We start from the raw sequence: 20,108 nt of genomic DNA on the forward strand, positions 1-20,108 counted from the left end.
GCCGGGGCTCAGGCTCCGGCCAGGGCCGCCGGGACCTCTGTCGACGGCCCACGCACGGCGCCGTCGGCGTGCTCCATGCGCCGGCCGTCGGCGCCGAAGACGTGGAGACGTTCGCCCGGCACGCCGATGCGGATGCGGTCCCCCGGCAGGGCGGTCGCACGTCCCTGCACGCGCACGACGATACCGGCACCGCCCGCCCTGCCATGCAGGAAGCTCTCCGCACCGACCCGCTCGACGACGACCACGTCGAAATCCAGGTCGAGGGCGTCAGTGCCCCCGATCACCACGTCTTCGGGCCGGAAACCGAGCTTCGCCGCCTTGTCCCGCGGAAGGCGACCGGCCGGCAGGGCCGATCCGTCGGGAAGCCGGTAGCCGTCGGCCGAAGGGGTGAGCGGGAGGAGATTCATCGGAGGCGCGCCGATGAAGCTCGCCACGAAGGTGCTGGCGGGCTCCTCGTAAACGTCGAGCGGCGCGCCGATCTGCTCGACCAGTCCGCCGTTCATGACCACGAGCGTGTCGGCAAACGTCATGGCCTCCAGCTGGTCGTGCGTCACATAGACCGAGGTCACGCCGAGCGAGCGCTGCAGCGCCTTGATCTCGACGCGCATCTGGCCGCGAAGCTTGGCGTCGAGATTCGACAGCGGCTCGTCGAACAGGAAGACCTTCGGGCTGCGCACGATCGCCCGGCCCATGGCGACACGCTGGCGCTGGCCGCCGGAGAGCGCGCGCGGCTTGCGGTCGAGCAGGGCGCCGATCTCCAGGATCTCCGCCGCCTTCCTGACCCGCATGTCGATCTCGTCGCGCTTCATGCCGCGGTTGCGCAGGCCATAGGAGAGATCCTCGTAGACCGTCATGTGCGGATAGAGCGCATGGTTCTGGAACACCATGGCGATGTCGCGTTCGGCCGGGTCGATCTCGTTGACCACGCGATCGCCGAGCTTCACGCTGCCGGAGGATATGGTCTGATCGGGATCGGTGCCGCACGAAATTAGCCGGTTAAGCAGAGCCGGCGCGGTGCAGTCGACGGGGGCGTGGGGTCGCGGGCAGCGAAACGCTTCTCAGTCGGCCATCGCCACCAGCGCGTCGGGTTCGAAGGCGATGCGGATCGCCGCGCCGACGGGGATGTCGTCGGCGCCGAAGTCATTGGTCTCCGTCACCGACAGCGGCGCGTCCATGCCGGGAATGCCGACGACGAGGTGGGTGATCTCGCCGAAGTAATGCCTGTCGACGACCGTGCCGGTCAGTTCATGCCGTGCGGTTTCCCCATCCCAGAGGACGCGCAGCCTTTCGGGCCGGATGCCGATCGTCACGGAGCCGCCCTTGCCCGACCAGTGCGCCGGCCGCTGCGTCGTCACGCGGCCGAAGCCCGTGGTCTCGACCTCGATCGCGGTTCCGGTCTCGGCGACGAGCCGGGCTTCGATGAAGTTCATGCCGCCGAGGAAATCGGCGACCTGGCGGTTCACCGGACGCTGGTAGATGTCCTTCGGCGCTGCCACCTGGGCGATCCTGCCGCCGAACATCACCGCGATCCGGTCGGACATGGCCAGAGCCTCGTACTGGTCGTGCGTGACGAGGACGAAGGTGATGCCGACCGCCTTCTGCAGGCTGCGCAGCTCCACCTGCATCTGCTCGCGCAGCTTCTTGTCGAGTGCGGAGAGCGGCTCGTCGAGCAGCAGCACCTTCGGGCGCATGACGAGGGCACGCGCCAGCGCCACGCGCTGCCGCTGGCCACCGGACAGTTCGGTGGAGCGCCGCTTGCCGAGGCCCTTCAGGGAGACCTGCGCCAAGGCCTCTTCGATGCGGCGTTCCTCCTCGGCCCTGCCAAGCTTCAGCCGCTTCAGCCCGTAGGCGACGTTCTGCTCGACGTCGAGGTGGGGGAAGATCGCATAGCTCTGGAACACCATGTTGGTGGGCCGGCGGTTGGCGGGAATGCCGAGCATCGGCTGTCCGTCGATGGCGATGGTGCCGCTGGTGGGGGCGTCGAACCCGCCGATCATGCGCAGGAGGGTCGTCTTTCCGCAGCCGGACGGGCCGAGCAGCGAAAAGAACTCGCCTGCGCGGATGGAGAGGCTCGCATCGTCGAGCGCCTTGAACTCGCCATAGGCCCGCGTGACGCTGGCGATCTCGATCATCGGCCTGTCAGGCAAGGATTCCTCCGTCGACGTTGGCCCGCCGCGCGGCGCGGCGGCGGTAGATCTCGGCGATCGTCAGCAGGATGAAGGACAGGATGAGCATGATGGTGCCGAGCGCCAGCACGCCCGGAAGCCGCGCGGCGAAGCGCAACTGGCCCCAGATGTAGACCGGGAGCGTCGATTCGGTGCCCGTCAGGAAGAAGGCGAGGATGAACTCGTCGAGCGAGATGATGAAGGAGACGAGCAGGCTCGACACGATGGCCGGCGCCACCATCGGCAGCGTGACACGGCGGAACGTTCCGAACGCCGTTTCCCCCAGATCCGCCGAAGCCTCCTCCAGGCTGCGGTCGAAGCCTTCGAAGCCGGCGATGAGGACGGTGACCGAATAGGGCACGCAGATCAGCACATGGCCGAGAACGACGGAGAGCAGCGAGAGTTCGAGCCCGAGCCGCAGCATCACGAGGAGCAGCGCGACCGCGATGATGATCTCCGGCAGGACGAGCGGCGCCATGATCAGCCCGCTCATCGCCTTCTGCCCGCGGAACCGGTAGCGCGTGATGGCGCGTGCGGCGCAGATGCCGAGGAGCGTCGAGGTGACGGCTGCCGCAAGGCCGACCATGGCGCTGTTCTTCGCAGCATCCAGCATGGCCGGTGTGGCGAACAGGCCCGAGTACCATTTCCAGGTAAAGCCTGAGAGCGGGAAGTTGGGAACGGCGGAATCGTTGAAGGAAAACAGCGGCAGCAGCAGGACCGGCAGATACAGGAACGTGACGTAGAGGGCGACGTAGGCGGCCAGCCAGTTCACGCCGAGGAAGCGACGCCCACCCCTCATCGGATCCGCCCCGCCGCCCAGCGCAGCAGCCCGACGCAGGAAACAGCGACCGTGGTGATGACGATCATCGTCGTCACCGACAGCGCGGCGCCGAGCGGCCAGTTGGCGCCCTTCTTGAACTGCACCTCGATGGCGCCGGCGATCATGACCCCGTCCTTGCCGCCGACCAGGCGCGGCGTGACGTAGTCTCCGACCGTCGGGATCATCACGATGATCAGAGCAGCGACGATGCCGGGAACGGTGAGCGGCAGCGTCACCCGCAGGAAGCGGCGCAGCGGCCCGTCGCCGAGGTCGGTGGCCGCCTCGATGAGCGTCCGGTCGACCTTTTCCAGGGACACGTAGATCGGCAGGATCGCGAAGACCGCCCAGGCATGGGTGAGCGTGATCAGGACGGCGTTCGAATTATAGAGGAAGGCGGTCGACGGCTCGTCGATGATGCCTGCCCCGAGCAGCGCCGTGTTGAGCACGCCGTTGTAGCCGAGGATCACCTTCCACGACATGACCCTGAGCAGGTAGCTGGTCCAGGCCGGAATGGTGATCAGGAACAGCAGCAGGCCCTTGTAGCGTCCGCCGTGGAAGGAAATGTAGTAGGCCACGGGATAGGCCAGCACCATCGTCAGGAAGGCCACGCTCATCGACAGTGCCAGCGACCGCATCAGAAGGTCGCGATAGATCGGCTCGGTTAGCGCAATGCGGTAGTTGTCGAGCGTGAAGGTCCGGTCGATCGTCAGGTAGTCCTGGGTCCAGAAGGAATGCGCGACCACGACGATGATCGGCGCTGCCAGCATCACCAGCGCGAACAGGAAGGTCGGGCTCATCAGCGCGAGACCCTGGCGCTGCTCCGTGCTCAGGATGGCCGGGCGGGTCGAAGGCGCACCGTCCACTGCGACGCTCATCGCTGTGCTCCGGTCCGGCCGTCCGGCAAGGGCGCGGGACGTGTCGTCACTTGTCCACCCGTCTGTCCACCCGCGGATCGCACCGGTCCCTGTCGCCGGTACCCGTCTCAGAACATGCGCTCATGGCCGGATTGAAATCAAGCGCTAATTCTGGGATATTGATTGAACGGACATTCAGAACAGCGACGAAAACCGTCGCGGTTCCGGGGCGTTGGGCAGACTGTCCGGCGGGATCGGGACGAACGGACAGCGAGGACGAAAAATGGCGGCGATCAAGAAGCCGGCTGACCAGGCGGGCGATCCGGCGCCCGGCCGCTTCCAGGATGCCGAGCGCCACCTGATCCAGCCCTGGCCCTTCGCCGGCACGATCGGCAACGAGGCGCGTACTCCCATCCGCAGCGCAGACGGCGTCTACATCACCGACGGCCAGGGGCGCCGGCTGATCGACGGCCCGGCCGGGATGTGGTGCGTCAATCTCGGTCACCGCCGCGAGGAACTCGCCCGCGTCATGGCGGAGCAGGCGATGGAACTCTCCTACAACACGCCCTGGTACACGATGAGTGATCCCTCCGTCGTGCTCGCGAAGCGGCTGGCCGCCCATGCGCCGGGCGACCTCGAGCATGTGTTCTTCACGACGGGTGGTTCCTCCGCCGTCGAGACGGCACTGCGCTTCACGCAGTTCTACAACAACGTTCGCGGCCGGCCGGACAAGAAGATGATCCTGTCGCGCGGCGGCGCCTATCACGGTTCGACCTACCTCTCCGCCTCGCTGAACGGCCGACCGCGCGACCGCGACTGGATGGACGGAGCAGACGACCTCGTCGTCAAGCTGTCCTGCCCCGATCCCTTCCGCCGGCCGGCGGGGATGACGCTCGCCGGCTTCACCAACTTCCTCGTCGACGAGTTCAGCGATACGATCGACCGGATCGGCGGGGACCGCATAGGCGCCTTCGTCGCCGAGCCGATCCAGGCGTCCGGCGGGGTGATCGTGCCGCCGCCGGGCTATCTTCCGCGCATTCGCGATCTCTGCCGCGACAACGACATCCTCTACGTCTCCGACGAGGTCGTGACCGCCTTCGGGAGGCTGGGCGAGGTGTTCGCCTCGGGCGACCTGTTCGGCATCGAGCCGGACATGATCACCTTCGCCAAGGGCGTGACCTCCGGCTATTTTCCGCTTGGCGGCGTGATGATTTCGGCGCGGCTGACCGAGGACCTGCGGCGGTCCAACCATCCGCAGGCCATGTTCGGCCACGGCTATACCTATTCCAGCCATCCGATCGGCTGCGCCGTGGCGCTCAAGAATCTCGACCTGCTGGAGGACGGCGGGCTCGACCACGCGCGCGCGGTCGCGCCCTATTTCCAGGCGCGGCTGAAGACGCTGGAGGACCTGCCGCTGGTGGGCGAGGTACGCGGTGCCGGACTGATGGCCTGCGTCGAGTGCGTCGCCGATCGCGAGAGCAGGAACCCGCTGGCGCTGGACAACGCGGTCGGCAGGCGCATCGACGCCCATTGCCACGAGCTCGGGCTGCTGGTTCGGCCGCTGATCAACATGTGCGTGATGAGCCCGCCGCTGGTCATCACCCGCGACCAGATCGACGACATGGTCGCCATCCTGCGCGAAGGCATCGCACGCACGATGGACGATTTGCGACGCGAAGGGCTGTGGCGGGGGTGAACGTCTTCCCGGGCGGAACGGTCGGGGGAGACGTCGTCCCGCGGACTTGACCCCGCAGGGCGGGCGCGTTTTCGTTCCGCGAACGGCTTCGGAGGAGATGTCGCATGGAGGGGTTCACCGGCGGTTGCCTGTGCGGCGACGTCCGCTTCGTGGCGTCCGGCCGGCCCGGTCGGATCGGCATCTGCCATTGTCTCGATTGCCGCAAGCATCACGGAGCGCTTTTCTACGCCGCCGCGATCTTCGCAGCGGAATCGGTGACGATCGAAGGCGAGACGCGGGACTATGCGGGGCGCAACTTCTGTCCCCGCTGCGGCTCCTCGGTCTTCGCCCGCAGCGGGGACGAGATCGAAGTGCATCTCGGGTCGCTCGACGCGCCTGACCAGCTGACGCCGACCTACGAAAGCTGGGTCGTGCGACGCGAATCCTGGCTGCCGCCGTTTCCCTGGATGCAGCGATACGAGCGCGACCGCGACGATGCCCGTGGGTCGGAGCGCGCCAGCGAGGTCTAGGGCGCCGGCAGGCGGGGCACGCCACCGCACAAGCCTGCTCGCTGGCTAGTGTTCCACGTGAGTCTCGGCGGTCCGTCCGAAGGAGAGCACCCGGCGTCCCGAGTAACGAGACAACTGGCCGGCCGATCATTCCCCCGGACTGGCGGGCATGACGCCCACATAGACGGAATCCGGTCTGAGCAGCCGGCCGGTGCGCTGCTGCTCCATCGCATGTGCCGTCCAGCCCGCCACGCGCGCCGCGGCGAAGATCGGTGTGAAGGCCTCGCGCGGGATCGCCAGCGCGTCGAGCAGGATCGCGGTGTAGAACTCGACATTCGTGTCGAGCGGCCGGTCGGGCTTGGCGCGTGCGAGCGCCGCCCGCGCTTCGCTCTCCACTTCCGCCGCGAGTCCGAGGTCAATTGCGGTCCGTCCGAGCGAAGCGACCGCCTTGCGCAGCACGTCGGCGCGCGGGTCCCGGACGCGGTAGACGCGGTGGCCGAAGCCCATCAGCCGGTCGCCGCGGACCAGCGCCTCGGCGATCCACGACCGGATGCGATCGCGCGTGCCGATCGCGTCCAGCATGTCGAGCACCGGCCCCGGTGCGCCCCCGTGGAGGGGCCCGGTCAGTGCGCAGTAGGCGGCGGTCACGGCCATGAAGGGGTCGGCCTGGGTCGAGGCGACCACGCGCGCGGTGAAGGTGGAGGCGTTCATGCCGTGGTCGCTCGCCGTCACCAGATAGGCGTCGAGCGCTGCCGCCTCCGCCGCCGAGGGCGTCTCGGCCCGCAGCATGCGCAGCGTGTCGTCCGCCTGGCCCCGCGCCGGGTCGGGCGCGACCGGCGCCTCGCCGCGCGCGCGACGCATCAGCGCCGCCGCGAGCACCGGCATGCCGCCCGCCAGGACGGCCGCGCCGGTCAGCCCCTCCACGGGCCGGAGCGCCGCCACCGCGACGCGGAACGCGGCCGTCACCGGCAGATCCTGCGTCGCGTCGAGCACAGCCGGCACCAGCCGGAACGCCTTCACGCGCGCTTCGCCCAGGGCGATCCGCGTCTCGGTCTCCTCGACCGCGGTGCCCGAGGCGAGGGACCACAGCCGCGCCGTCAGCGCCTCGAAGCGCACGCGTCCGGCGAGGTCGTCCACGCGCTCGCCGGCGATGATCAGCTCGCCGCGCTCGCCGTCGATATGCGACAGCGCCGTGGCCGCGGCGACGACGCCGTCGAGCCCGGCGGGGGTTCTGGTGTGGAGGGTCATGGTCAGGCTCCTTCTTGACGTTCGGGGCGAAGGTGGAGCCGGTTCCAATATTGATCAATCTTGATTATGCTGATCAATATGAAAAATTCCGATCAGCCTCTCTATCTGTCGGCTCGCGAGGCGGCGGGCGAACTCGGGGTCTCGACCGCCACGCTCTACGCCTATGTGAGCCGAGGCCTCGTCCGCTCCGAGCCGGTCGCCGACACCCGGGCGCGGCGCTACCGTGCGGACGACGTGCGCGCGCTGAAAGTCCGACGGCCGGGCCCTGCCGGTGGGCGTGCCGGCGAGGCCGACGCGGCGGTGCTCGATTCGGCCGTCTCCACGATCACCGATGCAGGCCCGATCTATCGCGGCGTGCCGGCGCTGGCGCTCGCGGAGGAAGGAAGTCTCGAACAGGCCGCCACCCTGCTCTGGGGCATCGACGCCACCGACCCCTTCTCGTCCGACAACCTCCCCGTCGTCGACGAGGCGATGCGCATCGTGCGGCAGGCGGCACGGACGGCGGGGCCGCTGTCCCGGGCGATCGCGGTTCTGGCACTCGCCGGGGAGGCGGATCCGCGCGCCTTCAACCGGGCACCCCTCGGCCGCGCCCGCACCGGCGCCCGCGTCATGCGGCTCGTCGCGGCGTCGATTCTGGACGTCGAGCCGTCCGCCCGGCCGCTGCACGAGCAGGTGGCGCAGGCCCTGGCGCCGGGCGATCCCCGCGCCCGCGACCTCCTCCGTCGCGCGCTGGTGCTGCTCGCCGACCACGAACTCAATGCCTCGTCCTTTACGGTCCGCTGCGCCGTCTCAACCGGCATCCACCTCTACGACGCCACGATCGCGGGACTGGCGGCTCTCAAGGGGCCGAAGCATGGCGGCGCCGGGCCGCTGGCCTCCCTGATGGTGTCGGAACTGGCCGCGGGCGACCTCGGCACCGGGATCAGGCACCGCGTCTCGCTCGGAACCTCGGTGCCCGGCTTCGGTCACACCATCTACCGCGACGGCGATCCCCGCGCCGACGCGCTGCTGCGCGCGCTGGCGCGCGCCGGTGCGGACCGGCGGCTCGCGGTCGAGGCGCCGGCGCTGCTCACGGAGGCGACGGGTCTCCATCCGAACATCGATTTCGCGCTGGCGGTGATGGTGCGCACGCTCAAGCTGCCGGCCGGCAGCGAGACCGTGCTCTTCGCCATCGCCCGCACGGCCGGCTGGATCGCCCATGCGATCGAGCAGCTGGAGACCGAGACGCTGATCCGGCCCCGCGCCCGCTATGTCGGGCGAGCGCCGGGCCGGGGTTGATCCGCGCCCTCCCGACCTGCGCCTCGCCGATGCGCCGTTCAGCCGCGGCTGAGCAGCGCGTCGTTGAGGTTCCAGACGTCCTTCTCCTCGGGTGCGGTCTCCAGGGACATCACGGGCAGCATCCGGCGCAGGTGGTCGTGATGCGTGCGGACGCCGTATTCGAGATCGGAGAGGTAGAAGCCCTCGAAGGCGTTGGACAGCATCGATTCGTTCGACCATTCGGAAAGCCGGACGTCCTCCGCCATCGTGTCGCGGTCGATGCGGAAGGCGAGGTAGCGCGCGGCCGCCTGCTCCCGGCTCTCGTCGGCATAGCGGTAGATGGCACCGCGCAGCATCGTCTCGCCGGTCGACAGCGGGAACTCCTGGTAGAACTGTGCCGACTCCGGGGTCACCGCGATCACGGCGTTCGGGAAGATGCCGTAATAGATCCAGGCCGTGCGCAACTCCTCCGGCAGATGCGGCGGCCGCGGTGCGATGCGGACGTAGTTGCGCACGCTCCAGCGGCGCCCGGCATGGGGATTGTAGGTCGCCCAGGAGCGGGACACGCCGTTGACGAAGGGTTCGTCGAAATAGGTCGCGCCATAGAGGTCCTGCAGCGCCGGATGCGCCATGGCGACGTGGTACCCCTCGTTGTCGACGTCGCGGACCGACTTCCAGTTGACCTGCGAGGTCTGCGTCCAGATACCCCAGGACGGCACCATGTCGCCGATCCGGTAGTGGCTGATCTCCTGTTCGATCGAGCGCATGAGTTCGGCGACCGATGGCTGCGGTCCCTGCCGGAAGCGGACGAAGACGAAACCCATCCAGATCTCGAGATCGATCGGCTTCAGCCCGAATTCCACCTTGTCGAGTTCGGGGAAGGTGAGCGGCCGCGCCGCGCCGCGCAGCGTTCCGTCGAGATTGTAGACCCAGCCGTGGAACGGACAGACCAGCGCGCCCTTGCAGCTTCCCTGGCTGTCGGCGACGACCCGGCTGCCGCGGTGGCGGCACATGTTGTGGAAGGCCCGCACCACGCCGTCCTTGCCGCGCACCACCAGCGCCCGCTCGCCGACCACGTCCATCGTCAGATAGTCGCCGGGCTCCGGAATGTCCGAAACATGGCCGACGATCTGCCAGTGATTGCGGAAGACTTGCTCTTTCTCGAGCTCCAGGAGGCTGGGACTGTGATAGGTCCATCCGGGCAGGCCACGCCTGTCCCATCCGTTCGGAATGGCCGAATCGCGCAGAGGGCGGTTCACGCGCCGTCTCCCAATTGTTGAACGTTCATTCAATAAAATCACAAAACGCCATCGTTTGCAATGCTTTAGTCGAAATGACGGGTCGCGGTCGTTCGGTCTGGGCGGAAAAATGCTGGAATTCCCGGGTGTTGCCGTCGCGCGCGCCGCCAGAGGTCTGCAACCCGCACGGCCCCCCGGGCATTACAGGGCGAAATGGTTCTGTGAATTTTTCGGCAGTCGGCGGGAACGGCTCCGTGCTTGAACGGCCGCATCGAAAGACAAACCGAGGCAGTGACGATGACCCAGCATCAAGCCGCAGGCACCGAGGCCACGACGGGCCTGTCCACCATCTCCATCCCGGCAATGCGCCGCCGCGCAACGGAGCACCCGATGGCCCTCTTCACCGTCGTCGCAACGGTCGCGGTGCTGTCGGTGTCGGCGCCGTGGCAGGCTGCGAGCGCCTTCCTGGCGCCGGATGCCGTGGCGCCGCGCGCCGAGCCCGCCGCTCCCGCAAAGCCCGTGAGGAGCGAGATCGATCTGGCCTGCGAGGGACAGGTCTGGGGCCGCGAGACCCCGAATTGCCTGCTGGCCATCGCCAAGGATGGCGGAAAAGACGCTCCCGCCAGAATTAGGACAATTTCTGGCGCTTGAGTATCGGCACTGGAGGACTCGAAGATGACGAAGCTTCGTGAACAAATCCCTTACAGCGCCTACGAGGCGGCGCGCGCTGCCTGCGAGGCGATGAAGGCCGGCCGCCCGCTGGACGAGCACCATTTCTTCGGCAGGCTCGATGTTTTCCGTCGCGACCATCGCCTGGATCGTGACGACGACGTCGTCGTGATGACGATCAACTGAAGACACTGCCGCGGCGCCCACGGGCGTCCCGGCGGGTCGCGCGGCCGCGTCACGCCGCTTCGAGGCCGTCCGGCATCGCTGCCGGTGGAAGCCCCGCCACTCCCGCTCCCACATTCCCACCTCTTCGTACCGGCATTCTCGTCCTGCCGCCCTTCCGCCTGCTTCGTCGTCCCCGATGACCGGCAGGACGTGGGTCGTTGACACCGCATGCCGGCCGCTGTAGAAGCGTATCGATGAATCGAGAAAAACAGATATATGGATAGGAAGTCGGCACTGGCGGGTCTGTCGGCCCTCGGCCAGGAGACCAGACTCGAGGTGTTCCGGCTTCTGGTGAAGGCGGGTCCGGCAGGTGTGCCGGCGGGCGAGATCGCCCAGCGTCTCGGGGCGGTTCAGAACACCATGTCGTCGCATCTGCGGATTCTGGACCAGGCCGGGCTCGTGCGCGCCGAGCGCGACGGACGCACGGTTCGCTACGTCGCCGACATGACCGGTTTCCGCGATCTTCTGGCCTACCTGATGGAGGACTGCTGCAACGGCTCGCCGGAGCTCTGCCGTCCCGTCATCGAGGCCGTCACCTGCAATTGCTGAAGGCGCGGCAGAGCCGCCTGGAGGGGAAAATGGACGATCGGGTCTTCAACGTGCTGTTCCTGTGCACCGGCAACTCGGCCCGGTCGATCCTGGGGGAGGCAATCCTCAACCGGCTGGGTCAGGGGCGGTTCCGTGCCTATTCCGCAGGCTCGCAGCCGAAGGGGGAGGTTCATCCGTATACGATCGACCTCCTGAAGAGTCTCAATCACGACACCGCCTTCGCACGTTCGAAGAACTGGGAAGAGTTCGCAAGGCCCGGCGCGCCGGAGATGAACTTCGTGTTCACGGTCTGCGACAGCGCCGCCAACGAATCCTGCCCGGTCTGGCCCGGCCAGCCGATGACGGCGCATTGGGGAATCCCCGATCCGGCGGCCGCGGAGGGCACGGAGGCGGAGAAGCGCCTGGCCTTCGCCGACGCCTACCGCATGCTCAACAACCGCATCTCCATCTTCGTCAGCCTTCCGATGCAGACGATCGACAGGCTGGCGCTCCAGAAGCGTCTCGACGAGATCGGCCGGCAACTGCCGAAGGCCGGCTGAATCGAAAAAGGGGAATGCGATGACGGATCACGCATTCGGCCGACCCGCACCCTTGGCGGGCGGGATTGGGTTCTTCGAGAAATGGCTTTCGGTCTGGGTGGCGCTGTGCATCGTCGCCGGCATCGTTCTGGGCAACCTGATGCCGCGCGTGTTCGGCGCGCTCGCCGCACTCGAGTATGCCTCGGTCAACCTCGTGGTGGCCGTGCTCATCTGGGCCATGGTCTTTCCGATGATGGTCAACGTCGATTTCCGCAGCCTGACCCATGTCGGCGAGCGGCCGAAAGGGCTCGTGTTGACCATCGTGATCAACTGGCTGGTGAAGCCCTTCACCATGGCCGTTCTCGGCGTCTTCTTCTTCGAACATCTGTTTGCGTCGCTGATCGAGCCGGCCGACGCACAGCAGTACATCGCGGGGCTGATCCTGCTGGGCGCCGCTCCGTGCACGGCCATGGTGTTCGTCTGGAGCCAGATGACGAAGGGAGATCCGAACTACACGCTGGTCCAGGTCTCGGTGAACGACGTCATCATGATCTTCGCCTTCGCGCCGCTGGTGGCGCTGCTGCTCGGCGTCACCGACATCGTCGTGCCCTGGGAGACACTTCTGCTCTCGGTCGCTCTCTATGTCGTCATCCCGCTGGTCGCGGGCGCCATCACCCGCAAGCGGCTGCTGGACCGCGCAGGCAGCGGCCCGCACGCGCATGATGCCGTATCCCTCTTCACGTCGCGGCTGAAGCCCGTTTCGGTCATCGGCCTTCTGGCGACGGTCGTGCTGCTGTTCGGCTTCCAGGGTGGCGTCATCACCGGGAATCCGCTGCTGATCGTGCTGATCGCCGTGCCGCTGCTGATCCAGTCCTACGGCATCTTCTTCATCGCCTACCTCGCCGCACGGGCGTGGAAGGTCCCTTACGACGTTGCGGCACCCTGTGCGCTGATCGGCACGTCGAACTTCTTCGAACTGGCGGTGGCCGTGGCGATCAGCCTGTTCGGGCTGAATTCGGGCGCTGCGCTCGCCACCGTCGTCGGTGTCCTGGTGGAAGTGCCGGTCATGCTTTCGCTGGTCGCCTTCGCCAATCGGACGCAGCACTGGTTCCCCAAGGCATGAACGGCATGAAGATCACGATCTACCACAACCCCGCCTGCGGTACCTCACGCAACACGCTGGCGATGATCCGCCAATCCGGCGAGGAGCCGGAGATCGTCGAGTACCTGAAGACGCCGCCGTCGCGCGAGCGCCTCGTCGAACTGATCGCCGCGATGGGGATCGCGCCGCGCGCCCTGCTGCGCGAGAAGGGCACGCCTTTCGCCGAGCTGGGGCTGGCCGATCCGAAATGGACCGACGACGAACTGATCGACCAGATGATGGCGCATCCGATCCTCATCAACCGGCCGATCGTGGTGACGCCGCTCGGCACCAGGCTCTGCCGGCCGTCGGAAGAAGTGCTCGACATCCTGCCCAACCCGAACATCGGTCCCTTCACCAAGGACGACGGCGAGGTGGTCATCAACGCGGACGGGAGACGGCTGAGGTAATTTCGATCTTCGTCGAAATAGGTGTTGACGGTTCCCGGCTCGTTACCTAACTGTTATTTCGAAGATTGTCGAATTATGGCGCGTCACACCCGACCGTGCCGACAGGAGCCGCGATGACCGACCAGGCCACCACAATGAACAGCCTTCCCAACGTCGACGAGGCGCAGTTCCGGCCCATCGACGAGGCGGCGCTGTTCGATGTTCCGCGATCGGCTCATCCGCCGCGCATCCTGATGCTCTACGGATCGCTGCGCGAGCGATCATACTCGCGCCTCGCCACCGAGGAGGCGGCCCGCATTCTGCGCCGGTTCGGCGCGGAGGTCCGGATCTTCGATCCGTCCGGGCTGCCGCTGCCGGACTCGACGACGCCGGACCATCCCAAGGTGAAGGAGCTGCGCGACCTGTCGCTCTGGTCGGAGGGTCAGGTCTGGTGCTCGCCCGAACGGCACGGCGCCATGACCGGCATCATGAAGGCGCAGATCGACTGGCTGCCTCTGTCGGCGGGCAGCATCCGACCAACGCAGGGCCGCACGCTGGCAGTCATGCAGGTCTGCGGAGGTTCCCAGAGCTTCAACGCCGTCAACCAGCTGCGCGTGCTCGGCCGCTGGATGCGCATGGTCACGATCCCCAACCAATCGTCCGTTCCGAAGGCCTTCAACGAGTTCGACGAGGCCGGGCGGATGCGGCCGTCGCCCTATTACGACCGCATCGTCGACGTGATGGAGGAACTGATGAAGTTCACGCTGCTCCTGCGCGACCGCTCGTCCTATCTGACGGACCGCTACTCGGAACGCGTCGAAAGTGCGGAAGCCCTGTCGAAGCGGGTGAACCAGCGCTCGATCTGACGCCCGACATCGTCGGCGGCCGCCTTCCCTGTCAGGGCTGCAGCGTGTCGAGGAACGAGAGGATGGCACCGATCTGTTCGGGCGAGGCGATGAACTCGGGCATGTCGGGGTGCCCTGTCGCGATTCCCTCGACGAAGGCTTCCTCCAGCGCGTCGAGCGGATAACGCTCGGTCAGCGTTCGAAAGGCCGGCGCCTCGGGATGGGCGCTCTCGTCGTCCGTGCCGATCGCATGGCAGCGCGCGCAGTTCGCCTCGACCAGCTGCCGCCCGTAGGCCGTGCCGGCGTCTTCGGCGAACGCGCCGCCGGCCGCAAGGCAGGCGAGCAGCGTACCGGCAAGCGAGATGGCGAGGCGGGGATGCGGCGTCTTCATGATCGGGCTCCATTTCTGACAGGCCGTCGATGCGGACCGGCCCCGGGTTTCAGGGCTGCAGCACGTAGAGGCCGGGCGCATCGCAGAGCGGCGGATAACCTGCGTCTTCCCGTCCGACGGGCGGCGGCGCGACCGGGCCGGCGGAATGCGCCGAAAGCCAGCCGGTCCAGGCCGGCCACCACGAACCCGGCTGCTTCGGCGTCTCCGCCATCCAGCCGTCCGGATCGGGATGCGGCTGGCCGTCGCGGTGGCCGAGCAGGCGGAAGGCGCGGTGGGGATGGCCCGGCTCGGAGACGATCCCGGCATTGTGGCCGCCATTGGTCAGCACGAAATCCACGTCGGTGTCGAGCAGGTGGACCAGCTTGAACACCGACCGCCACGGCGCGACGTGATCGGTCTCGGTCGCCACCGCGAAGACCGGCACGCGGACGTCTTCGAGATGCACGGCCCGGCCGCCGACCCTGAAACGGCCCTGCGCCAGGTCGTTGTCGAGGAAGAACCGGCGCAGATATTCCGAATGCATGCGATAGGGCATGCGCGTCGCGTCGGCGTTCCACGCCATGAGGTCGTTGACCTCCGGCCTGTCGCCGAGCAGGTAGCTGGCGACGATGCGCGACCAGACGAGGTCGCGCGACCGCAGCATCTGGAACGCCCCGGCCATGCGGCGCTGGTCGAGATAGCCTTCGCTCCACATGACGTCCTCGAGCAGCGTGAGCTGGCTCTCGTCGATGAACAGCCCGAGTTCCCCCGGCTCGTCGAAATCCACCTGCGCGGCGAACAGCGTCAGGGTGGCGAGCCGGTCGTCGCCGTCCCGCGCCATCGCCGCGGCCGCGACGGACAGGAGCGTGCCGCCGAGGCAGTAGCCGACGGCGTGGACCCTGGCGGACCCGGTGATCGCCTGTACGGCGTCGAGCGCCGCCATCGGACCCATCTGCCGATAGTCGTCGAAGGAGACCTCGCGCTGCTCGCGGCCGGGGTTGCGCCAGGAGATGCAGAAGACGGTGAAGCCCTGGCCGACCAGGTGGCGGATCAGCGAGTTCTGCGGCGAGAGGTCTAGGATGTAGTACTTCATGATCCAGGCGGGGACAATGAGGACCGGCTCCGCCTTCACCGCCCCCGTCGCCGGCCGGTACTGGATGAGCTCGATCAGCTCGTTGCGGAAGATCACGTCGCCGGGCGTGACGGCGACCTCCCGCCCGGGCCGGAACGCCTCGGTCATGGCGTCGGCGCGCCCGTCCGACTGGTCGGCGAGATCCGCGAGGAGGTTCTGCAGGCCGGCGGCGAAATTCGCGCCGCCCTCCTTCATCGTCCGCTCGATGACCTCGGGATTGGTCGCAGCGAAGTTCGACGGCGAGACCATGTCGAGCAGCTGGCGGGCGTAGAACTCGACCAGCCGCTCGTGCTTGCGCGAGACGCCGGGGATGCCGGTCGTGGCGTTGTGCCACCATTGCTGCCAGAGCAGGAAGGACTGGCTCATGGCGCTGAAGGGCAGCGACTGCCAGCCCGGATGATCGAACCGGCGGTCCTGCGGCAATGGCGTGATGCAGGCGGCGCGGCCGGCGGGATCGGCCGCGGCGGATGCGAGGAAGCCGCGGAAGCGCTGGATCTTCTCCAGTCCCTTCAGTGCGAGCTCAGCCTGCTTGCCGGGCGCGAGCGACAGGTGCAGCAGCCAGTCCTGCCAGGCGCCGAGCAGGCTGATGGGTGAAAGCCCCATGAAGGCACCGGCCAGCATCGCGTGGTGGAACCGGTCGACGTCGCGGAAGACGTCGCGACCGGCCGAGGCGCTGCCGGCGCTGCGCGAAGCGTCGGTCGCACCCGCTTCGCGGAGCGGACCCGGCACAGCAGAACCGGCGGATGCTTCCGCCGTCACCCGCCTGCGCGTGACGGCGACCGGCGCGAGAGAGGCAAGTCCCGCGATACCGCGCCGCGCGCGGCGCATCCTGCCAGTCTGACGATCGGTCATCGAGGCGGCTCCCGTCCGGATCGCAGACGCCTTACGCCAGCGTTCCGGCAGCCATGTCGTCGACCACGGCCTTCGCTTCGCGGCGCACCTCGTCGGCGGTCTCGCTGGCGATCTTCGAGCCGAGGCTTGCGAACCTGCTGGTCTCGCGGGAGTACTGGGCGACGGCACCTTCCATGAAGCCGGCACAGACGTCGAAGGCGTCCTTCATCCCATCGGAGGAGGACAGGTCGTCGAAGAGCTTGATGTCCTGCTCGACGCGGCGCTTCGCGAAATCGAGCGCCTCGACGTTGTACCGCAACGCTGCCCTCATCGCGTTCGCCTGCAGCCTGGCGACGGACATCCAGAACTTCTGCAGGTTCGCGGTACCCGGCGCTGCGCCGGTGAGGATCTTCATGGCGAAGGGATCCATGGCATTCATCATGACGGTGCTCCTGTCGTGGACGGTTTCCGGGGCCGGATCAGCCCGGCCCGTGCAGTCGCGCGTCGCCCGGACCTGCAGAGAGCGGCGGATCGGTCGCCCGCCATGGTCCGACGAGACTGCCGAGTCATAAGGCAAGCCGGCCGACCGCCGGTTGATCCGGATCAAGGGCGCATCGCCGGGACGCGCCCGGTCAGCGGGCGAAAAGGACCGGAACGGGGGCGTCCTCGATCATCGATTTCGTGGTGCCGCCGAACATCCGCTCGCGCAGCCGCGAATGGCCATAGGCGCCCATGACGATCAGGTCCGCCGCGACGTCGATCGCATGCTGGCGCAGCACCGACGAGACCGGTTTGCCTCCGGAGGGGAGGCGGTCGACGCTGACCCTGCAGCCGTGGCGCGCGAGGTAGGTCGCGGCGTCGGCCCCCGGTTCCGCGCCATGCCCGTTCTCGCCTTCGACCGGATCGACCAGCGTCAGGTGCACGGCCTCTGCCGCCGACAGGAGGTCGAGCGCGGCGTGCATGGCACGCGCCGCCTCCACTCCCGCATCCCAGGCGAGGAGCACGCGCTTCGGCGCGACGGTCGGCTGGGCGCCGGCCGGGACGATCATTAGCGGCGTGCCGGACGAGAACAGGGCACCGTGGATCACCCTCGAACCCAGCGCGTCCTCCCGCGGCAGGCCGGGTCCGACCAGCGTCATGTCGGCATAGCGGGCGCGCCGCCCCACGATCTCGTCGGCCCAGGCCGGTTCCGGATAGGCCGTCGCGACGTCGGCCGACAGGGCGGTGGCGGCGAGCTTCGCGGTCACGGCGGCGGCGCGGTCGTCGAGCCGCTTCTGGCCGTCCTGCCTCTGCGCTATCCACCCGTCCGACACCATCGCCGCGAACTCGCCGGTCGGGGGAGGCGGAGCGGGTTCCAGGACAAGCACCGACAGATGCAGGCTCGCCTCCTCGCAGAGGGTCGTCGCGATATCGAGATCGCCGTCCCCGGCGGCCGTGCCGGTGATCGCCAGAATTGTCTTCAGGGTCATGGTCGTATCCTTTTCCTGCCAGGCAGAGCCGTTCTGAAACAGACCTTAGGGCGGACGCGGGCGCGAAGCCTTGCGTTGAATCAACTTGCGGCGCCTGGACCCGGACCATCTTGACCCGGATCAAGGCGACGGGGAGGCGGTCCGCTAGCCTGCATGACATGCGTTTCCGGAGGTCGAGATGAAGAAGTGCACGTCGGCGGCGGTCGTGGCGATCATCGCCGCCTTCGCCGTGTCCAGCCATGGCGCGGCAGAAGAAGGCTCCGGCGCGGGAGCGGTTGAGGATGCGCCCGTGGAGATGCCCTACGGCCAGGCGGAGTTCCTGAATTCCTGCGCGGCCTGCCATGGCGAAGACGGACGCGGCAGGGGACCGATCGCCGGCGATCTGCTGAAGCCGCCTGCGGACCTGACGCTGCTGACGCGCGGCAATGACGGCGCCTTCCCCTATTACCGCGTCTTCGCCGTCATCGACGGACGGTATCTGGTGCAGGGACACGGCGAACGGGAGATGCCCGTTTGGGGTCGCCAGTTCATCGAGGAGGACGCCCGCATGTTCGGCAAGCATGGCGGCGAACTGATCACGACCGAACGGATCCACGAGCTGACGCGTTACATCGAGAGCCTGCAGCGCTGAAGGCCGCACCAGGAAGGGAGCCCGGCCATGATCGTCGAGGACCAGACCGGCACCGTGGCCTTCCTGTCCGATCCCGCGACCTATGGCAAAATCGCGCCGGTCGACACGATGGAAACGCACATCTCCCGGATCTTCCTCGCCGGCGACCGCGTCTTCAAGATGAAGCGGGCGGTGAAGCTGCCCTACGTCGACTTCTCCACCGCCGATCGGCGGCTCGAGGCGTGCCGGAGGGAAGTGGCGTTCAACGCCGCGACTGCGCCCGAACTCTATATCGGCGTTCGTGCCGTGACACGCGGCGAGGATGGCCGCCTCGCCCTCGACGGAGGCGGAGAACTCGTCGACGCGGTGGTCGAGATGAAGCGTTTCGACCAGGAATCGCTCTTCGACCGAATGGCGCTGTCGGGACGACTGACCCCGGACCTGATGTCCGAGACGGCGCGCATGATCGTGCACGTCCACCGCGCCGCGCCGGTGGTGCGCGCCGGAGGGGGGGCGGCCAACGTCGCGGCCGTACTCGACATCAACGAATCCGCCTTCGCCGGGAGCCGAACCTTCCGGGCAGACGAGATCGCGCCGCTGAGCCGCGTCTTCCGGCAGGCACTCGAGCGGCATGCGGCTCTGCTCGACCGACGCGAGGCGGCCGGCAAGGTGCGCCGCTGCCACGGCGACCTGCACCTGCGCAACATCGTGCTCGTCGACGGTACACCGCGCCTGTTCGACTGCATCGAGTTCAACGACGCCATCGCCACGATCGACACGCTCTACGACCTCGCCTTCCTGCTGATGGACCTGTGGCACCGCGGCTTCGAGGCCTACGCCAATCGCGTGGTGAACCGCTATCTGGACGAGGCCGACGACGAGGACGGCTTCCCGCTCCTGCCCTTCTTCATGGCGATGCGGGCAGCGGTGCGCGCGCATGTCACCGCCACCCGGATCGACGAGGGCAGCGATCCCGACGGGCGGCTCGCTGCCGAGGCGCGATCCTATTTCGATCTCGCCGCCCGCCTGCTTCGACCCTGTCCGAACCGGCTGGTGGCGATCGGTGGCCTGAGCGGCACCGGCAAGACGACCGTCGCGGAGGCGCTCGCGCCCTTGGTCGGAACGCCGCCCGGCGCCCGCATCGTCGAGAGCGACCGGGTCCGCAAGGCGATGCATGGCGTGCCTGCGGAGACCCGGCTTCCGCCGAAGGCCTACACACCCGAGACGTCGGAGCGCGTCTATTCGGAAATGGCCTGGCGGACGGGGCTGATCCTGTCCGAGGATGGCACGGTTGTCGCCGATGCGGTCTTCGACCGCCGGGCGGACCGGGACCGCATCGCCGCTATCGCGGCGGCGCGGTCCGTGCCTTTTCGAGGGATCTGGCTCGAAGCCGATCCGGCACTGCTCTGGGAGCGTGTGCGCGACCGCAGGGGTGGCCCGTCGGATGCCACCGTGGACGTCCTGTCGCGCCAGCTCGCCCGCAAGGCCGTCTGCGACGACTGGGAGACGGTCGATGCCTCCGGCGAGGCCGCGGCGATCGCGGCGGCACTCGCGGGCGAAGTTGGCTGAGAAGCTCCCGCGGGCCCCGACGGAC

At 67.9% G+C, this 20,108-nt stretch carries 21 protein-coding genes and 1 pseudogene; 12 read left to right on the forward strand and 10 right to left on the reverse strand.

Annotated features, from left to right (window positions below; genetic code table 11):
- Nucleotides 1-8: 8 nt before the first annotated feature.
- From IAI54_RS21835 to IAI54_RS21850, 4 genes and pseudogenes are all read right to left on the reverse strand, one after another.
- Nucleotides 9-965, reverse strand: a pseudogene (locus tag IAI54_RS21835) (ATP-binding cassette domain-containing protein); the annotation flags it as partial.
- Between the two features lie 93 nt (nt 966-1,058).
- Nucleotides 1,059-2,132, reverse strand: coding sequence for an ABC transporter ATP-binding protein (locus IAI54_RS21840; RefSeq protein ID WP_187973291.1), 1,074 nt, complete (start codon nt 2,130-2,132; stop codon nt 1,059-1,061).
- Between the two features lie 7 nt (nt 2,133-2,139).
- The gene (locus tag IAI54_RS21845; RefSeq protein ID WP_187969189.1) at nt 2,140-2,964 is read right to left on the reverse strand and encodes an ABC transporter permease; all 825 of its coding nucleotides are present in this window, start codon (nt 2,962-2,964) and stop codon (nt 2,140-2,142) included.
- Nucleotides 2,961-3,860, reverse strand: a complete 900-nt coding sequence (locus tag IAI54_RS21850) for an ABC transporter permease (RefSeq protein WP_187969190.1) — start codon at nt 3,858-3,860, stop codon at nt 2,961-2,963. Before IAI54_RS21850 ends, IAI54_RS21845 begins: the two co-directional genes overlap by 4 nt.
- A gap of 262 nt (nt 3,861-4,122) precedes the next feature.
- On the opposite strand from IAI54_RS21850, the gene IAI54_RS21855 reads away from it, so the two are divergent.
- Nucleotides 4,123-5,535, forward strand: a complete 1,413-nt coding sequence (locus IAI54_RS21855) for an aminotransferase (protein ID WP_187969191.1) — start codon at nt 4,123-4,125, stop codon at nt 5,533-5,535.
- Nucleotides 5,536-5,639: 104 nt separating this feature from the next.
- The gene (locus tag IAI54_RS21860; RefSeq protein ID WP_187969192.1) at nt 5,640-6,044 is read left to right on the forward strand and encodes a GFA family protein; all 405 of its coding nucleotides are present in this window, start codon (nt 5,640-5,642) and stop codon (nt 6,042-6,044) included.
- A gap of 126 nt (nt 6,045-6,170) precedes the next feature.
- Here the strand turns inward: IAI54_RS21860 and IAI54_RS21865 are convergent, their stop codons facing one another.
- Nucleotides 6,171-7,271, reverse strand: a complete 1,101-nt coding sequence (locus IAI54_RS21865; RefSeq protein WP_187969193.1) for a citrate synthase — start codon at nt 7,269-7,271, stop codon at nt 6,171-6,173.
- Nucleotides 7,272-7,349: 78 nt separating this feature from the next.
- Here IAI54_RS21865 and IAI54_RS21870 point away from each other — a divergent pair, with 78 nt between their 5' ends.
- On the forward strand, nt 7,350-8,549 hold the full coding sequence (locus IAI54_RS21870; protein ID WP_187969194.1) for a citrate/2-methylcitrate synthase: 1,200 nt from the start codon (nt 7,350-7,352) through the stop codon (nt 8,547-8,549).
- A gap of 38 nt (nt 8,550-8,587) precedes the next feature.
- Here IAI54_RS21870 and IAI54_RS21875 read toward each other — a convergent pair whose 3' ends face one another.
- A complete protein-coding gene (locus IAI54_RS21875) occupies nt 8,588-9,787 on the reverse strand; it encodes an aromatic ring-hydroxylating oxygenase subunit alpha (protein ID WP_187969195.1) in 1,200 nt (399 codons plus the stop codon).
- Nucleotides 9,788-10,024: 237 nt separating this feature from the next.
- On the opposite strand from IAI54_RS21875, the gene IAI54_RS21880 reads away from it, so the two are divergent.
- From IAI54_RS21880 to arsH, 7 genes are all read left to right on the forward strand, one after another.
- On the forward strand, nt 10,025-10,417 hold the full coding sequence (locus IAI54_RS21880) for a hypothetical protein (protein ID WP_187969196.1): 393 nt from the start codon (nt 10,025-10,027) through the stop codon (nt 10,415-10,417).
- A gap of 24 nt (nt 10,418-10,441) precedes the next feature.
- On the forward strand, nt 10,442-10,621 hold the full coding sequence (locus IAI54_RS21885; protein WP_187969197.1) for a hypothetical protein: 180 nt from the start codon (nt 10,442-10,444) through the stop codon (nt 10,619-10,621).
- A 255-nt stretch (nt 10,622-10,876) separates the two neighbouring features.
- The gene (locus IAI54_RS21890) at nt 10,877-11,209 is read left to right on the forward strand and encodes an ArsR/SmtB family transcription factor (protein WP_187969198.1); all 333 of its coding nucleotides are present in this window, start codon (nt 10,877-10,879) and stop codon (nt 11,207-11,209) included.
- Nucleotides 11,210-11,238: 29 nt separating this feature from the next.
- The gene (locus tag IAI54_RS21895; protein WP_187969199.1) at nt 11,239-11,748 is read left to right on the forward strand and encodes an arsenate reductase ArsC; all 510 of its coding nucleotides are present in this window, start codon (nt 11,239-11,241) and stop codon (nt 11,746-11,748) included.
- Between the two features lie 19 nt (nt 11,749-11,767).
- Nucleotides 11,768-12,850: an ACR3 family arsenite efflux transporter gene (gene arsB, locus IAI54_RS21900; RefSeq protein WP_187969200.1), complete on the forward strand. Its 1,083-nt coding sequence runs from the start codon at nt 11,768-11,770 to the stop codon at nt 12,848-12,850.
- 5 nt (nt 12,851-12,855) lie between these two features.
- A complete protein-coding gene (arsC, locus tag IAI54_RS21905; protein WP_187969201.1) occupies nt 12,856-13,278 on the forward strand; it encodes an arsenate reductase (glutaredoxin) in 423 nt (140 codons plus the stop codon).
- Between the two features lie 113 nt (nt 13,279-13,391).
- Entirely contained in the window at nt 13,392-14,123 is a 732-nt protein-coding gene (gene arsH / locus IAI54_RS21910) for an arsenical resistance protein ArsH (protein ID WP_187969202.1), read from the forward strand.
- Between the two features lie 31 nt (nt 14,124-14,154).
- On the opposite strand, the gene IAI54_RS21915 is transcribed toward arsH, so the two are convergent.
- The 4 genes from IAI54_RS21915 to IAI54_RS21930 form a co-directional block, all read right to left on the reverse strand.
- On the reverse strand, nt 14,155-14,493 hold the full coding sequence (locus tag IAI54_RS21915) for a c-type cytochrome (RefSeq protein ID WP_187969203.1): 339 nt from the start codon (nt 14,491-14,493) through the stop codon (nt 14,155-14,157).
- A 49-nt stretch (nt 14,494-14,542) separates the two neighbouring features.
- Nucleotides 14,543-16,456, reverse strand: a complete 1,914-nt coding sequence (locus IAI54_RS21920) for a PHA/PHB synthase family protein (protein ID WP_235679136.1) — start codon at nt 16,454-16,456, stop codon at nt 14,543-14,545.
- A gap of 31 nt (nt 16,457-16,487) precedes the next feature.
- Entirely contained in the window at nt 16,488-16,877 is a 390-nt protein-coding gene (locus IAI54_RS21925; protein ID WP_187969204.1) for a phasin family protein, read from the reverse strand.
- Nucleotides 16,878-17,067: 190 nt separating this feature from the next.
- A complete protein-coding gene (locus IAI54_RS21930; protein ID WP_187969205.1) occupies nt 17,068-17,904 on the reverse strand; it encodes a universal stress protein in 837 nt (278 codons plus the stop codon).
- Between the two features lie 178 nt (nt 17,905-18,082).
- Here IAI54_RS21930 and IAI54_RS21935 point away from each other — a divergent pair, with 178 nt between their 5' ends.
- Entirely contained in the window at nt 18,083-18,535 is a 453-nt protein-coding gene (locus IAI54_RS21935; protein ID WP_187969206.1) for a c-type cytochrome, read from the forward strand.
- 27 nt (nt 18,536-18,562) lie between these two features.
- Nucleotides 18,563-20,083 (forward strand): bifunctional aminoglycoside phosphotransferase/ATP-binding protein, encoded by a 1,521-nt coding sequence (locus IAI54_RS21940; RefSeq protein WP_187969207.1) that lies wholly within the window; start codon nt 18,563-18,565, stop codon nt 20,081-20,083.
- Nucleotides 20,084-20,108: the final 25 nt, after the last annotated feature.

Source organism: Aquibium microcysteis (assembly GCF_014495845.1).
GTDB lineage: Bacteria > Pseudomonadota > Alphaproteobacteria > Rhizobiales > Rhizobiaceae > Aquibium > Aquibium microcysteis.

What these genes read in the sequence shown, in the direction of transcription:
- IAI54_RS21840 (WP_187973291.1), bottom strand. Translation starts at nt 2,132, where the DNA reads ATGATCGAGATCGCCAGCGTCACGCGGGCCTATGGCGAGTTCAAGGCG.
- IAI54_RS21845 (WP_187969189.1), bottom strand. Translation starts at nt 2,964, where the DNA reads ATGAGGGGTGGGCGTCGCTTCCTCGGCGTGAACTGGCTGGCCGCCTAC.
- IAI54_RS21850 (WP_187969190.1), bottom strand. Translation starts at nt 3,860, where the DNA reads ATGAGCGTCGCAGTGGACGGTGCGCCTTCGACCCGCCCGGCCATCCTG.
- IAI54_RS21855 (WP_187969191.1), top strand. Translation starts at nt 4,123, where the DNA reads ATGGCGGCGATCAAGAAGCCGGCTGACCAGGCGGGCGATCCGGCGCCC.
- IAI54_RS21860 (WP_187969192.1), top strand. Translation starts at nt 5,640, where the DNA reads ATGGAGGGGTTCACCGGCGGTTGCCTGTGCGGCGACGTCCGCTTCGTG.
- IAI54_RS21865 (WP_187969193.1), bottom strand. Translation starts at nt 7,271, where the DNA reads ATGACCCTCCACACCAGAACCCCCGCCGGGCTCGACGGCGTCGTCGCC.
- IAI54_RS21870 (WP_187969194.1), top strand. Translation starts at nt 7,350, where the DNA reads ATGAAAAATTCCGATCAGCCTCTCTATCTGTCGGCTCGCGAGGCGGCG.
- IAI54_RS21885 (WP_187969197.1), top strand. Translation starts at nt 10,442, where the DNA reads ATGACGAAGCTTCGTGAACAAATCCCTTACAGCGCCTACGAGGCGGCG.
- IAI54_RS21890 (WP_187969198.1), top strand. Translation starts at nt 10,877, where the DNA reads ATGGATAGGAAGTCGGCACTGGCGGGTCTGTCGGCCCTCGGCCAGGAG.
- IAI54_RS21895 (WP_187969199.1), top strand. Translation starts at nt 11,239, where the DNA reads ATGGACGATCGGGTCTTCAACGTGCTGTTCCTGTGCACCGGCAACTCG.
- arsB (WP_187969200.1), top strand. Translation starts at nt 11,768, where the DNA reads ATGACGGATCACGCATTCGGCCGACCCGCACCCTTGGCGGGCGGGATT.
- arsC (WP_187969201.1), top strand. Translation starts at nt 12,856, where the DNA reads ATGAAGATCACGATCTACCACAACCCCGCCTGCGGTACCTCACGCAAC.
- arsH (WP_187969202.1), top strand. Translation starts at nt 13,392, where the DNA reads ATGACCGACCAGGCCACCACAATGAACAGCCTTCCCAACGTCGACGAG.
- IAI54_RS21915 (WP_187969203.1), bottom strand. Translation starts at nt 14,493, where the DNA reads ATGAAGACGCCGCATCCCCGCCTCGCCATCTCGCTTGCCGGTACGCTG.
- IAI54_RS21920 (WP_235679136.1), bottom strand. Translation starts at nt 16,456, where the DNA reads ATGACCGATCGTCAGACTGGCAGGATGCGCCGCGCGCGGCGCGGTATC.
- IAI54_RS21925 (WP_187969204.1), bottom strand. Translation starts at nt 16,877, where the DNA reads ATGATGAATGCCATGGATCCCTTCGCCATGAAGATCCTCACCGGCGCA.
- IAI54_RS21930 (WP_187969205.1), bottom strand. Translation starts at nt 17,904, where the DNA reads ATGACCCTGAAGACAATTCTGGCGATCACCGGCACGGCCGCCGGGGAC.
- IAI54_RS21935 (WP_187969206.1), top strand. Translation starts at nt 18,083, where the DNA reads ATGAAGAAGTGCACGTCGGCGGCGGTCGTGGCGATCATCGCCGCCTTC.
- IAI54_RS21940 (WP_187969207.1), top strand. Translation starts at nt 18,563, where the DNA reads ATGATCGTCGAGGACCAGACCGGCACCGTGGCCTTCCTGTCCGATCCC.